The organism is Methylobacterium sp. E-041, assembly GCF_022829665.1.
Taxonomy (GTDB): Bacteria; Pseudomonadota; Alphaproteobacteria; order Rhizobiales; family Beijerinckiaceae; genus Methylobacterium.
The window spans coordinates 1-521 of sequence record NZ_JAKSYQ010000245.1; the positions used below are offsets into that span (position 1 = coordinate 1).

The window sequence follows — 521 nt, forward strand, 5'->3', positions numbered from 1 at the left end:
TTGCCGGTGGCCGCCCGCTTGACCGCCTCCTCCGTCAGCATCACCGAGGTGTTGATGCCGCGCTGGATCTCCGAAAGGATGCCGCGCACCTGCAGGGTGGCCGCCTTGGCCTGGTCGGCCAGAAGCTTCATCTCCGAGGCCACCACCGCAAAGCTGCGCCCGCTCTCCCCGGCCGCCGCCGCCTCGATCGCGGCGTTGAGTGCCAGCAGGTGCGTGCGCTCCGAGATGTCGTTGACCGTCTCGATGATGTCGCCGATCGTCTGGGTCTTCTCCGACAGCGTCACGATGTTGCCGGCCACCGCCTCCGCCTGCTCGCGGATCGCGTCCATCGCCCGCGCCGTGTCGGCCACCGCGCGCAGGCCCTGGCGCGAGGTCTGGGCCGTGGCCTGGGCGGTGGCGATCACCTCGCCGGCCCGCTTCGTGATCTGCGCGCCCGAATGGGTGATCTCGTCCACCGTCGCCGCCGTCTCCTGCACCGCCGCGAACTGCTCCTCCACCGACGCCGCCTGCTCCTGCGCCGA

1 protein-coding gene is annotated in these 521 nt (G+C 71.2%); it reads right to left on the bottom strand.

The window, feature by feature from the left end; translation table 11 throughout:
- Window positions 1-521, bottom strand: a 521-nt coding sequence (locus MKK70_RS22840; RefSeq protein WP_243950127.1) for a methyl-accepting chemotaxis protein, incomplete at both ends; no start/stop codon positions are given.